Here is a 13863-nt window from a genome sequence, read left to right as displayed (position 1 = left end):
TCTCCGGGTATCTCCTATCCTGCATTTAGCCGGGCCGGGAGCTGTTGTTGCAGAAACGACAGAAAAACGGTCACTTTTCCGGGGCGGCGAAGGCGCTCCGAAGAAAGCAGGGCAACGATATCAGCATCCGCCAGCTGATAACACGGCAGGATTTCGGTGAGGGTGCCGGCTTCCAGTTCAGTCCGGACATCCCATTGTGAACGCTGAATAATCCCTTGTCCGGCCAGACTCCAGTCTTTTGTCACCTGTCCGACGTTGCTTGACAGCACCGGTGTAATCCGGACGCTGGTGACATGGGCGGATTCACGGTGAGTAAAGCGCCACATGGTGGCATCTTCATCATTTTCCCGCAGGGCAATACAGCGGTGGTGCGCCAGATCGCCGGGATGATTTAAATCAGGGGCGGATGCAATATAGGACGGTGCAGCCAGTAACAGCCGTCTGTTTTTGGCTAATACCACTCTTTTCAGCGATGAGTCCTGCAGATGCCCGATATAAAGCATGATGTCGGGGCTGTGGTGTGCAGACCACTTTGGTGCATCGGACAAATTCAGTTCCACATTGACCGCAGGGTAGAGGCGCTGAAATTCCGCAATCAGCGGGCCGATATGATAAATGCCAAGCCCCAGCGGCGAGACGATTTTAAGATCGCCGGCAATCGCCTGCTTTGCATCAGACACATCCTGATGCAGGTCTTCCAGCTCCGTCAGGATATGCTGTCCTTTGCGGGCAAACAGCTCACCTTCCGCGGTGAGTGAAATTGAGCGGGCATTTCTTTCGACCAGCGTCACACCCAGCTTTCGTTCAATCTGCTGCAAACGCTGGGACACACCTGGCGGAGTGACATTCATTTTTCTGGCGGCTGCGGCCAGCGATTTACTGGCGGCGATAGTGATGAAAAATTCGATATCTTTTGAAGTCAGCATTAAGTTTAATCTTAATGATTAAATAAGAATGCGTTAATTTAACTACATACTCTCACATGTTACAACGGTAAACAGTCCCGGAGAGCAGGAAAGAACCGGGTCGCAGGATGTCACTGATTGAATTCGTTGTCACAGGAGAGACTATGGAATACGTATCGCTGTTGAATTCCGGAGATGGGATTTATTTGTTTTTGTTTGTGATTTCGGTGATTGCCGGGATCGTTGATGCAATCGCCGGGGGCGGCGGTCTTATTACCGTGCCGGCATTACTGCTGGCCGGTTTACCGCCGATGGCGGTTCTCGGCACTAACCGGTTGCAGGCGGTTGTCGGGGAACTGACGACATCCGTGATTTTTTTGTCCGGTCAGTCGTTGCCGCGCAAAGGACTGATGACGGGGATTATTTGTGCATCTGCCGGAGCACTGGCCGGGTCTTTTGCTGTGAGTCTGATTGATAAGGAATCCATGGAAATTTTGTTGCCGGTACTGATGTGTGCCATCACACTTTATTCCGTGTTGTCAAAACAGCTGAAATCGGTGACGGCAGCACAGCCGAAGATCTCTTCCTCCCGGTTTATGGTGTGGTGTGGCTTATTGATTGGCTTTTATAACGGTTTTTTTGGCCCCGGTACCGGCTCGCTGTGGATGATTGCTTTTGTCATTCTGTTGGGTTACACCATCCGGCAGGCAAGCATGATGACCAAGCCGCTGAATCTGGCCGGAAACCTTGTGTCGCTGATCCTGTTTATTATTCTGGGTCATGTTGATTATACGCTGGGTATTGTGATGGGAGTCGGTCAAATCGCTGGTTCACTGGCCGGAAGCCGGTTTGTGATTTCCCATGGTCACCGTATCGTGCGGCCGGTGTTTATTTCAGTGACCATGCTGATGACAGCAAAGCTTATTTATGAACATCTCTGGGCGGTTTCTCTGGTTTAGCGGGTGTTGATTTGCGCAATTTAAATGTGGTTATCCCGCTCAGTGCCAGCGCAATACACAGGATTGAACCGGTAAACTTACCGGGATCAATTGACCGGGTACAATTGACCGGGTACGAAAAGACAGACTAATACCAGGCATAGTCAGCCTGATAGGGCGATGACGAAATCAGGATATCGCTGGTTACGCCGGATTTTGCGGAGAAGTTCCAGCGTAGCTGGATGCCTGCGCTGGCCTCTCTGTAGTCTTCACCATGTGCGATTTTGAACAGCCCGGCCAGCGTCCAGTGAGGGGTTAAGCGTAACTGTCCTTCCAGTTCGCCGCTGATGTTTAAACCGCGGTCAGAGCTTTGTGGGACACGAAATGAAGGGGTTGAATAGGGCAGACGGCGAAGATTGCCCGGCTGGCTGGCTCTGTAACTGAGAGACAGACCGGCTTTGACCTGCCAGCGACGGTTCTCTGTTGTCAGAACACTCAGCCTGCTGCCTGCGCTGATAAAATTCTCCGGACTGAAATAACCGCCATTACCTGTGGTGTAAGTATTCTGATTGTTGTCATAGCTGAGCCAGTTGAGAAAAGGGCTGACCCGCAGATAATCCAGCGTCTGTTCATGTCCGGTAAGATCATGTGTCAGGCTGAGTGTCAGGTTCAGCTTCCGGTTTGCTTTCACCCGCTCACCTTCAAGCCAGGCGAGGTCAAGCTCAGAACCGGCAGACCATGCCGGATGAAGCGGGACGGAGATCTGACCTTTCACGCCATTGGCATGGACCGCGCCCCACCGCTGGGATGCCTGATTAAACATGCCGGATTCACTCAGTAAGCTATCTGTAACCGGCTCCCGGTAAAGGGTTGCAGCAACGGTCATTTCCGGTGAAAACCGGACCACAGAAAGCTTCCCGCTGAGCTGTGACTGAAAGTTGTCTGCGGGTTTGTGGTAGCTCAGTCCGGCCAGCAGATTCCAGTGTTGGCCCTGATGTTTGAGATAAGCGCTGAATCCTGTTTTCCTGACCTGATGTTGTGCTGTAAATGGCTGATTTAATGGTTGCAGACCATACCATTCCCCGGTGTCCGGAGTCTCACTTTCCGTTTTTCGGTAATCAATACGCACCCCCGCAAGGTATTGATACCAGTTGGCAGAAAAACCGGTGTAATAGCTTTGAGAGCGGGTACTGGCTATTGCATCATCACTTTTAGTCTTTCGCCAGCTCAGCCCGGATTCCAGTGTCAGATTCTGATGCGTTTCAGGCTGGTACTGCAGCCTGTCAAACCGGTCAAACTGTTTGCGTAGCCATGCTGATTCCAGCTGTGTGGCTTTGATTTCATCTTCAATCAGCGGATATTGTGCCGCTAACTGTTGTAGTTCAGGGGAATCGCTTCCCAGAAGTTTAGTCAGGATTTCTGCATAATCGACATTATCCGGCTCCTGCGCGATCAGGCGGATAAAAGCCCTCACACTTTGATCTCTGTGTCCGAGGTGATAATGCGCCCAGGCGACGAGTCCGGACTGGTCATCATTTAATGGCTGAATAGCGCTGATTTTTGCGGCGGCCTGCAGGCTGGCCTGATACTGCTTCTGGTCAAACAGCTCAGCCTGCTTTTGCGCATAGCTGTCAGCGCAAAAACCGGGGAGCTGTTCAATGGACAAATGAGCACAGGCCAGCTCTCCGGCTTCCTGTTCCCGCTCCAGTTGTTTCAGGGTGACGACCTGTGCAAAATAATTGTGTGAAAATTCAAACCACTTCAGGGCTCTGGCATATTGTTCCTGCTCATAATATTCCCAGGCCCGGTTATCGGTAAACTCACTGACAGGTTGCTGCGGATATTGTTTTGCCAGTGCATACAGGCGCTGTGGTTCGTCATCCTGTATTGCTGTTGAGACCAGCCCGGCGACAGCAATACGGATGCCTTCTCCCGCATTGTCCTGGTCCTGTATCTCATCGTCGGTTTTCTCCGGAGCGGATATTTTTTTCTGTTCAATGACACTGAAATGTTTGATGGCGGATGCGTAAGCTTTCCTTTGAATGAAAATCCAGCCCATCAGGCTGTGATATTTGATTTTTCCGGTACTGAACGCATATTCCGAAGCCAGCCTGACCAGATCTGATGATAGTGTGGGCCATGTTTCTTCATCCGTCTGGCTGACCCGGGTAAATGCCAGTTCCTGCCTGGTTTTTTTTCTGAACAGTTCGGCCAGTGCCTCTTTCAGTGCCGGTTCAGGCTGCCAGCGGGGATGGTGCAATTTCAGTTGTTCAGATTCCTGCCTGGCCCATGCTTTTTTGTTCTCACGGATGTAATACCAGAGTGCTGTGGTATCCGGCTTTGTGTCTGGTATGTCGTCAACCCTATCCTGCTCCCGGAGATGGCGCACATCGACATGCTGTGTTTCATACCGGACTGACACATTTTCTGCCCGGTTTGTTCCGGAAATAAAGACCAGCACCCCCAGGGGCAACCATGCTATGAATTTCATCTTAATTGCGTCACCATGCCTGTTTGATTTTTTGATATCTGCGTTTGATTAATGCATAAATGATCAGGCTGGTCAGGAGAACCACAAGCAATGCGCCGGCTAACCAGTACCACGGATTATTGGACACCCAGGCTTCCAGCTCCGCCCATTTTCGGGCCTGACCTATATTGAACCGGCCGGAAACCTGCATCACTAATAACGGCTTTTTGGCATCCTGCCATACGAAAAAATCACCGGACAGTTGACTCCATAACGGACTTTTGACCAGTTGGCTGACCCGTTGAGTCAATGTTTTACTGCTGTCAGCCGCGATGATAAACAGCGTGCCGTTTTTTACGGTTGCCGGATTTTTCATTGCAATGAATGTTGCCAGCGAGCCCAGAGAACTTTCCTGCAGGGTAAAATCTGTTGCAGCTGTTTTTCTGTCCGGATTCTCTGAACCCTTCACAACCCGGTTATACAGTTCGTTTTGCAGCCTGTAAGGCCACTTTTTCACTTTCGCCACAGAGGCTGAGACATGGCTGAATAAAGATTCATTTAAGTCGGCTGGTTTTGCCAGTACGATGGCATTTGTCGTCAGTTGTTCAGGAACACCAAAGGCAATTGCGACATCCGGAATAAAGGTTCCGGCAGCCTGAGCCAGTTTGCCGGTCAGCGTCAGTGCGGCAGACATCATATCGGGCCGGGTGAGGTAGAGGAGACTGGGGCCCTGATCGGTGAAGCGGGCGAGCGGGTAGCCGGTTCCGGCCAGAAGCCTCAGGTCCGGCTGGATGGACAGGTGGTCTGCCTGCGGAATACTGAGGGTCGATGTGTTGCTTAAATGGAAGCGTAAAAATGAATGACTGGTATGGGCACATTTTCCCTGAGCCGGTTGGTTTTCCTGTGAGATATGGAATGCAATTTTATTGATACCACCCCGGAAGTAGCGGGCCGGAACAGACAGCAGATAATCCCGGAATGCGTTGCCGTTGACATTGTCGATTGCAAAGCCGTGAATAATGTCATCGTTCACCAGAATATTCAGTACGGAGCCGGTGCCGTGCCCTGCGCCATAACTAAAATCTAATGCCATTTTGAATGTTGCACTTTCAGGAACGAAAAAATCGGCAGGCAGGCGGACATCAATATTTTTAACAAACAAGCCGCTGCCGTTAAATGTGGCAGATTCCGCGCCTGTTTGCTTAAACGAGTAAGTTTTTCCGGGCTGTAGCGTGATCTTTTGTGCCGGAGGCTGAAGGGAATCAGACTGTGCCAGAATATTGATTTGAGCATCAGGGTTCAGGGCATCATCCATATAAGCCAGCGTTGTGGCTAACTCCGATCAGTTAAGTAAATGATCAGTTGAACGATCCTGTGGTTGGTTGAAAATACCCTCAAGCATTTATGTTTGAGGGTATTTTTATGTTGGCTCACTGGCTTATTGATGTTGATGACTTTGCTTCTCCGGAATCTCTTGCACTCTTTCAAAAAGAGCTTCCACTAGAGTGGATAAATCAAGCACTTGATGAAACAAATAAAGCGAGCATGAGGCGGCGAAAGCTACCTGCTGAGCTCGTAGTCTGGCTCGTTGTTGGAATTGGTTTGTACCGTGACCGGCCTATTACTGATGTACTTGATAAATTAGATCTGAAGCTTTCTAATTCTCTGGGAGAGTCCATTGCTCCAAGCGCTATACCCCAAGCAAGAAAGCGATTAACAGCCAAACCTCTCGAAGCCCTATTCTCTTTAACAGCCGAGCATTGGACAGGTGCGGAAGACAATAAAGATACATGGTATGGGCTGAGACTTTTCTCGGTCGATGGCACCCAGTTTAGAACGCATGATACCAGTCCTCTGGCCGAACATTTTCATTACGTTAAACACAGCAAAACTCGCCATACCGAATACCCTATTGTCAGATTATGTGCACTTTGCTCCCTACGCAGCCGTCTACTCTATAATGTTGCTTTTGGCCCAAGTTCTACAGGCGAAGTGAACTATGCAAAGCAGCTCATTCCCTCAGTTCCTGCCAACTCCCTTACTATTTTTGACCGATGCTACCTAAGTGCAGAGCTGATGATTAACTGGTCACGACAACACGGTTCAAGCCATTGGATGACCCCGATAAAATCTAATACTCAGTATGAAGTTATCGAACAGCTGGATGAGGAGGGTCGAGATTTAATAGTGGAGATGAGCGTCTCTCAACATGCATTAAGGCAAGACCCGAGCCTACCTGAAAAATGGCAAGCAAGGCTCGTTCTTTACCCGGAGCAAGAGCAACCCAACCATATCAAAGGGCTCCTTACCTCTCTAACCGACAGCCAGTATAGTCTCCAATCTCTGCTTGATGTCTATTTTGAGCGGTGGGAAGTTGAGAACAGCTACGGCGAAATAAAGCACGATATGCTTGAGGATGAAGTGTTACTGCGAAGCCAGTCAGTTGAGGGAGTGGAACAAGAAATATGGGGAATACTTATCGCCTACAACCTTGTTCGTTTGGAGATAAGCCGTATTGCTAAAGAGGCAGGGGTATCACCTTTGCGGATCAGTTTTATGATGGCGCTTCGAGATATCCAGGACGAGCTCATGTGGTGTGCAATAGCTTCACCAGGCTCGATCCCCAAAAAACTGAGGGCGATGCGTGAACGTGTAAAACGCTACATCTTGCCTGAGCGAAAAAAACGGCCCAAATCAAGGACCGTTCGTATAAGTAAGACCCGCTATCCAGTTCGCTCCAAGCACCTTAAGTGATAGGAGTTAAGCGTTGTGGCGGCTTTCAGTACCTCTGCGGCGGTAAGGCCGGACACAATCAGCCGGTATTGAGGGGCGATGAGGATATCTTTTCCTTTCAGAACCGGCGGCGTTTTCTGAATACGCAGAAACGGGCCTTTAATGTCCCGGGTGACTGTATCCGGCAGGTAAGGCGCTAATGTCTCACGGGTGCCGGTCAGGATATGTAATTCATCACTTTGCTTTTTACCGGTATACCAGCTGCTGTGCAGGTAAGCTGCGTTTTGTTCCGGCGTGCCGGAATTTCCGGCCGGCAGTGCTGGTTCAGGCAGTGCCTGATAATCAAAAGTAAGACTCCTGTACTCCCGGCGTAATGCCAGTGCCTGAGCAATTGCCGGCAAAACATGTGTCCGGATAAGACCAGGGGCCTTATCCTGTGTGAAAGTAAAGACTTTTACCTGTTGCTGACTACCGATTCCCGGATGAAAAAAAGCCGACAGTTTTTGCAGGTTCAGCTGTCCGATCTTAACTTTTGTGTCCAGTGTCAGCATGGAATCATACAGGTTGATCTCACTCCACAAATCCGGAGACTGACTGGCCTGACAAATTTCAGCATGATGACTGACTGCAAAAGTCAGTGCATTGTACTGGCTGCGCCACAGTGAAACGGGGAGTTTGATATCAGCGGACAGATCCGGCTTCTCAGGGTCGAAAGCAATCTGGGCAATGGTGGCGTTGTTCAGCCTGACACTCAGGATGGAGCGTCGTTTCTGTAAAGCGATAGAAGATGTGAGTTTGAGACGGAGTGTTGCCGATGTCACTTCAACCAGCGGTGACAGCGGAATGGTCAGGGTTTCTCCGGCGCTTTCCCCGGCAAGCCGCATAATCGCGTCGCCGGTATGAAATTCACTGAGCCGGAATGTGTTTAAATTTCCGGCTGCTGTCCTCAAGGGGAGCAGACTCACCAAAAGCATAAAAACCAATCTGATATCCGGCGCCGGTAATCTTATTTTTTTTCGTGTCATGATGATCTCTGTTGTAATCTAATCCAAATATGTTTAAAGACCGGTTTAAAGCTTGTGGTCAGTACCTGTTTCATGCCGTAATAGTAAGAGATCGGCCGGGTCCGTCGCCGCTGAAAACTTTCCCAGCGGGCACTGTCACCCAGCGCGAATGCAACCACTTTATTTTTGTCTTCACTATTCTGCGTGATGAACTGTAGCCGGATTTCCCCGGATTGTTCACTCTGACCCCGTACCCGGCAGAGAATCCTGATTTGCTGATTCAGGGCATTGGCAAAGACGGATAAGGTAACGGTTTCGGGGAGCGGCTGCGCCTGATTCAGCCTGAGTCTGACGCCGTCCACACTTAAGTCGATCAGACAGCCTGAAGCGGTTTGTCCGTCCTGAAATTCAATCTCCACATCATCGTACGCCGGCAGCCGCGGATAATTGCGCAATTGTTTCTTTTCAATCAGGACTTCAAGCAAGCCTAAAAACAGCAGCAGGTTGAAGCTGTTCCAGATAATCACGAAAATGGTCAGTTCCCGCGAGAGCGGTGCATGGTAATACTGATAAATCCCGGCAATATTACTGATGATCGTCAGTGCCAGCAGGAAATAAAAAATACCGGACAGGGAAGAAATATGATCGTGGCTGAGGTTTTCACCTTTCGGTGTCACCAGAAATGAAGGATGATGCGGATTGCGGAAAACGGTCAGTAAGGCCCGGAAAACGAATGTACATTGCAGAATTTCGTACATTTCAGAAATAAACGGCCACCGGTTCCGGCCAAACAGAACCGTGGATATCCGGGTTGTCACGATGACATGGGGAATTGTATAAGCCAGAACATCAATAAAAGATGCGTGAATCAGTTCCAGACCGAACACCAGATACCCCATCGGTGACAGTAAAAATACCAGCCGGGAAAAGGGGAACAGCCAGAACACAATCGAACTCATATAGCCACATTTCTGATGCCAGCTTAATCCGGGTCTGAAGAAGGGTTTCTTGATGATCATAATCTGAGCCATGCCCTGCGCCCAGCGAATGCGCTGTTGAATAAAAGACGAAAAGGTTTCCGGTGCAAGGCCACTGACCAGGGGCTGTTCGACATAAACTGATTCATAGCCGCGGGAATGCAGTTCCAGAGCTGTTTCCGCATCTTCGGTAATCGAATCACCGACAATGCCTCCGACGATATCGATACTTTTTCGTCTTAACAGGGCGGCAGAGCCACAGAAAAATGAGGCAGACCAGAAATCCAGCCCTCGCTGAACAATGCCGTAGAACATATCGTTTTCTGAAGGCATCCTGGTAAAAGCATCTAAGTAATTACGTTCAACCGGATCCGGGTTCGCCATAAAGTGTGGCGACTGCACCAGAAAAATATTGTCGTTGTTAATCATCCATGGCACCGTCCGGGATAGAAAATCGGTGGTGGGGACATGATCTGCATCCAGAATGACGACGATGTCGCCGTTGCAAGCGGGCAGCGCACTGTTGATATTGCCGGCTTTTGCATGCAGGTTTTCAGCGCGGGTATGGTATTGAACACCAAGTCCGAGGCAAAGTTTCTGCAGAGTGGCTCTTCGCTCTCTGGCTTCCCGGGCACGTTCGGTGTCGGCCTGATTGATTTTCTGGTCTGTGCCGCCGTCATCAAGCAGGTGGACATGCATTTTGCCGGCCGGATAATTCATCATCAGCGCTGCACGTAACGTAATATCGAGTAATTCTTCCGGTTCGTTGTAGCTTGGGACCATGACATCTATGACCGGAATCTGTTCGTCGTCGTAGTTGTCCAGGGATAGTACCGGCCTGCGCAGGGGAAAAATGTTGACAAAGCAGCCGAAAAAGTGGACCACCGCAGAATATATTTCAGCAGCAAAAAGGATCCACATCGGGGCCAGTGACAGTAAATCATCGGTTTGTAACGTATACAATCCGCGCCAGGTGAGATAACGGACAGAGAGCAAAGAACCGGCGACAATCGCAGTAATCCGGCAGATTTCGCGGAGCTTACTATGTTGTAACGCTGTGGATGACATGACATAGACAAAAGCAATCACGCTCAGGGATATGTAGAGCTGTGATTCAGGACCGGCGGGTACGGCCGCCAGAACAGCGAGCAGTGCAAAGCAAATCATTATACCGGCTTTGAGTGCCTTATCAGAGAACCGGCCAGACTGAACTTGCCGGTTCTCTGGATGTTTTTGTCCGGATTTATCCATGCCTGCTCCGGTAAATGATGATTTGTGAGTTTCGGATGTTCCTGAGCAGAATGGCATTATCCTGAAATTCAACCCGGATATGATTCTGATAGAACCTGCGGGACAAGTCGTTACGATGTGAACGGCTTAAACGAACTAATGGCTTGAAAAACGTTGCCATAAAAGCGGAAATCAATGTTGTGAGCAGTGCCAGAGTAAAAGGAACGGCTGTGATGATCTGAGCGGAAAACAGCCCAAAGCCCAGAAATGTGATACTGAGAAGACAAATACCCAGGCTGAGGGCGAAGATGAGCTGAAATCTTTTCATGATGTATTCAGCACGGAGGAACAGATCTAACCGTTTGTGCCAGATGGTTTCGTTTTCACCTGAAAACAAGGCAGACCTTTCCGGCGGACTGATCTTCGTGTTCATTCTTTCTCCTTTATCAAATCAGGTGATAAAAACAGCTTACAAATGTTGAATGAAAAAACGCATTCACGGGAAAAGATGAAGGACAGCATTATGAATAAGCTTAGCCGATAAATGGCTATTCAACACACTGAATACAAAGACAAGTTCACAAAGATGCCCAGGCAACCTGAATTCTGTATCTTCAGGTTGCCTGGGTATATATCTGTGTCCGGGGAATTTGTGTTTTAAGCTTTGGGTTTTCGAGTGCTTTGGTGAAGATTTCCGGTAAATAGTCAAAAATATGATGCCTTTTACGAAAAACCTGTGGGTCTTTGCGAAGAAATCAGCTCATTCAGAGTCATCGCCCGCGGAGATGGACCTGACCCATTGAAACAACACACGCTCCGGGTTTATAGTAAACCGCGATAATCAGACGGTGGTATATTGACCGAAGTGTCTGATCTGACGACATGGACAGGGAGACTCAGCAACAATGACATCCGGAAACAAACTTGAGGCGTTACTTGGTACACATCTTTTAGGCGTGATGGGGACTTACCCGGCGCAGGGCATGGATGTTTATATCTGCGGCGTGCAAATCCTGTCAGATACCCGGCTGAAGCTGACTTTTCCCAAAGGGCATCAACTGAATCCGGAGCAACTTGTTACCCTGCATCTGGATAACCGCACCGGCGTTTCCGAATATGATGCTGAATTAAAGGTTTACCGGCTGTCTTTCAAAGGTGTGGTTACCGCTGTTTCAGAGTATGAAGCGACCATTGACGCGGTTGAATATCAGGTGTTCTACGGTCTTTCTGCGGTGAAAGAATACAGAGCCGGGGGTTACAATTTTCCGGCGGATACCCGGCCACCGCAGCCCTTACCCGTGACACCGTTAGAGTCTCTGCCGGAAATTGATGCTGAAGAACATGACAATAAGATTGGCGTACTGCTGACCTATGCTGAGAACCAGCCACATACGACAGTCATGGCTTTTTTGTCGACCAAAGAAGACGATATATTTTTCATTACTTTTCCCAGCACATTTAAATCTAAGCTGCTGAGACGTAAAAACCGCTGTTACTTCGCGATTGACAGCCGGGCCACATTTACCTTCGAACAGGCGATTGAGTGGAATTACAGCATCATTGAAGGTGAGGTGTTTCAGGTGCCGGAATCCCATCCGGTATTTGCGCAGATACAAGAGCTTTTTATTACCAAAAACCCCTGGGAAATGGGCTTCTTCAGCCATCCTGAAGTTGAAATGTATCATCTGAAAGCCGCCCATGTTGTTTGCCCGAAAAAAGCGGATTTCAATCCTGTGGCTGATTGATAACCTGTCCGGTCATCTCCGGTCATCCTTCCCCTGAAGACGTATTCTCTACAGGTCAACCTGCTCCGGCACAATACCGGACCGGGTTCCTGATATTTTTATGCAGACACCTGTCCATTATTGATGAAAATATTATCAGTAATTATACGCATTTTTGAAAAAAACAATCAAATAAAAACCAAATGTGACCAATATTAAACTTTAAAATGAAAGTTTTTTGCCAAATGTCCGGACAGGAGTATGGTAAAAACTGTCACCTGACCATAACAACAGATTGAAAGCAACAACAGATTGAACAATAAAAAAGAGTCAGTGTGATGACGTGAAAATAACTCCTACATTGATGCTGACAAGGCGGTAATGATGATGAAAGTAGTAGCTATAACCTCCTGTGCCGCGGGTATCTCGCACACATTTATGGCAGAAGAAGCCCTGATAGAGGCGGGTAAACGGCATGGTTATGATATCCGGGTGGAAACACAGGGTAACATTGGCACGCAAACGCCGTTGACTGAATCCGAGATTGCAGCAGCCGATCTGGTGATTATTGCCAGTGATGTGACGATTCCCTTAGCACGTTTTATGGGTAAGCGGGTGTATCAGGTTTCCACCAATGATGCGATTGCTGATGCGGCGCGGGTGATTGAAGACGCCAAAACTAAAGCAGAAATTGTGGCTGATGCGATCCAAAGTGCCAAAGGGACATCCGTCGGCGGCGGTGTGACTATTGGCACTTCCAGCCATAACGCATTTTTCCGCCATACCATGAGTGGTGTGGGCTACATGATTCCGATGGCAACCTGTGGTTTGTTGCTGGCATTAGCCAATATCTTTGCATTTAACAGTGATGCGCAGGGGCATCTGGTCAACTGGGGATTCGATGAAACCACAGCGCTGGGTTATTTTATGTCACACCTGTTCACGGTCGGTAAAGTCGGTTTCACGCTCATGATTCCGCTGTTTGCCGGATTTGTGGCGAACTCGATTGCTGACCGTCCGGCCATTGCTCCGGCGATGATCGGCGCATACATCGCCAATGACCCGACATTTCTCGGCACCAAGACTGGCGGGAGCTTTCTGGCCGCACTGCTGATTGCCTTTATTGTCGGTTACTTTGTGTTGTACCTGAAACGGGTGCCATGGCCGAAAATTCTGCGCCCGGCCGTGCCGATTATGATTATTCCGGTGATTTCTACCTTTTTTATCTTCATTTTTGTCCTTTATGGCATCGGAAAACCTATCTCTCTGGCAATGGATACCATGTATCACTGGCTGAATGTACTGATCACAGAACATAAAGGTTCCTCCTTCCTGATCGGGGCAGTGATTGGCGGCATGATCGGCTTTGATTTTGGCGGTCCGATCAATAAAACCGCTTATGTATTCAGTACCGCTGTGTTTGTCGATACGCTCGGACAATATGGTGTGGAAGGTGCGAATCTGCTGCCGTTTACTGCGGTACAGGCTGCGATCTCTATTGCGCCACTGGGAGTGTTTGTTGCGTCGCGCTTATTTAAGAAAAAATTTAATACCGAAGAAAAGAATACTGCCAATGCAGCGTGTGCGATGGGGCTGGTCGGCGTCTCAGAAGGGGCGATTCCGTTTGCGGCTGCGCATCCGTTACAGGTGATTGTCGCCAGTGTGTGTGGCTCGGCGCTGGCTGGCGGACTGGTCGGACTGTGGGGAATTAAAAACTTTGGTGGTCTGGGCTCACCGCTGGGTACGGTTATCGGCTATATCGAACAACCGATTCCGGTGGTGTCCTGGTTACTCTGTACCGGCGCAGGTATTTTGCTGACCGCGGTGATTATCGGTATCTGGCGTCCGGAAGCACCTGCGGCAGAATAAAAGTCCCTGCGGC

At 49.3% G+C, this 13863-nt stretch carries 10 protein-coding genes; 4 read left to right on the top strand and 6 right to left on the bottom strand.

Annotated elements, in window-relative coordinates:
- Positions 1-14 precede the first annotated feature (14 nt).
- Entirely contained in the window at positions 15-926 is a 912-nt protein-coding gene (locus OC443_RS11260; protein ID WP_073586706.1) for a LysR substrate-binding domain-containing protein, read from the bottom strand.
- A 143-nt stretch (positions 927-1069) separates the two neighbouring features.
- On the opposite strand from OC443_RS11260, the gene OC443_RS11255 reads away from it, so the two are divergent.
- The gene (locus OC443_RS11255; RefSeq protein ID WP_073586720.1) at positions 1070-1864 is read left to right on the top strand and encodes a TSUP family transporter; all 795 of its coding nucleotides are present in this window, start codon (positions 1070-1072) and stop codon (positions 1862-1864) included.
- A 127-nt stretch (positions 1865-1991) separates the two neighbouring features.
- Here the strand turns inward: OC443_RS11255 and OC443_RS11250 are convergent, their stop codons facing one another.
- Together OC443_RS11250 and OC443_RS11245 are read right to left on the bottom strand one after the other, a co-directional pair.
- On the bottom strand, positions 1992-4334 hold the full coding sequence (locus tag OC443_RS11250; RefSeq protein ID WP_073586705.1) for a cellulose synthase subunit BcsC-related outer membrane protein: 2343 nt from the start codon (positions 4332-4334) through the stop codon (positions 1992-1994).
- A gap of 10 nt (positions 4335-4344) precedes the next feature.
- Positions 4345-5628, bottom strand: a complete 1284-nt coding sequence (locus OC443_RS11245; RefSeq protein ID WP_073586704.1) for a cellulose biosynthesis cyclic di-GMP-binding regulatory protein BcsB — start codon at positions 5626-5628, stop codon at positions 4345-4347.
- Positions 5629-5735: 107 nt separating this feature from the next.
- Here OC443_RS11245 and OC443_RS11240 point away from each other — a divergent pair, with 107 nt between their 5' ends.
- Positions 5736-7067 (top strand): IS4 family transposase, encoded by a 1332-nt coding sequence (locus OC443_RS11240; RefSeq protein WP_073586003.1) that lies wholly within the window; start codon positions 5736-5738, stop codon positions 7065-7067.
- Here the strand turns inward: OC443_RS11240 and OC443_RS11235 are convergent.
- Genes OC443_RS11235 through OC443_RS11225 form a run of 3 tightly spaced genes read right to left on the bottom strand, consistent with a single transcriptional unit; the run spans position 7037 to position 10690 of the window.
- The gene (locus tag OC443_RS11235; RefSeq protein ID WP_073584523.1) at positions 7037-8071 is read right to left on the bottom strand and encodes a cellulose biosynthesis cyclic di-GMP-binding regulatory protein BcsB; all 1035 of its coding nucleotides are present in this window, start codon (positions 8069-8071) and stop codon (positions 7037-7039) included. The two genes, OC443_RS11240 and OC443_RS11235, sit on opposite strands and share 31 nt — an antisense overlap.
- On the bottom strand, positions 8068-10278 hold the full coding sequence (gene bcsA / locus OC443_RS11230) for a UDP-forming cellulose synthase catalytic subunit (protein ID WP_159440349.1): 2211 nt from the start codon (positions 10276-10278) through the stop codon (positions 8068-8070). Before bcsA ends, OC443_RS11235 begins: the two co-directional genes overlap by 4 nt.
- Positions 10271-10690, bottom strand: coding sequence for a hypothetical protein (locus OC443_RS11225; RefSeq protein WP_073584525.1), 420 nt, complete (start codon positions 10688-10690; stop codon positions 10271-10273). Before OC443_RS11225 ends, bcsA begins: the two co-directional genes overlap by 8 nt.
- Positions 10691-11162: 472 nt before the next feature.
- Here OC443_RS11225 and OC443_RS11220 point away from each other — a divergent pair, with 472 nt between their 5' ends.
- On the top strand, positions 11163-12002 hold the full coding sequence (locus tag OC443_RS11220; RefSeq protein ID WP_073584527.1) for a hypothetical protein: 840 nt from the start codon (positions 11163-11165) through the stop codon (positions 12000-12002).
- A 360-nt stretch (positions 12003-12362) separates the two neighbouring features.
- Positions 12363-13850 (top strand): PTS fructose transporter subunit IIC, encoded by a 1488-nt coding sequence (locus tag OC443_RS11215; RefSeq protein WP_073584529.1) that lies wholly within the window; start codon positions 12363-12365, stop codon positions 13848-13850.
- Positions 13851-13863: the final 13 nt, after the last annotated feature.

Origin of the sequence: Vibrio quintilis, assembly GCF_024529975.1 — a bacterium.
GTDB lineage: Bacteria > Pseudomonadota > Gammaproteobacteria > Enterobacterales > Vibrionaceae > Vibrio > Vibrio quintilis.
The sequence above is the reverse complement of the archived record's forward strand: the minus strand, read 5'-3'. Positions and strand labels throughout refer to the sequence as shown.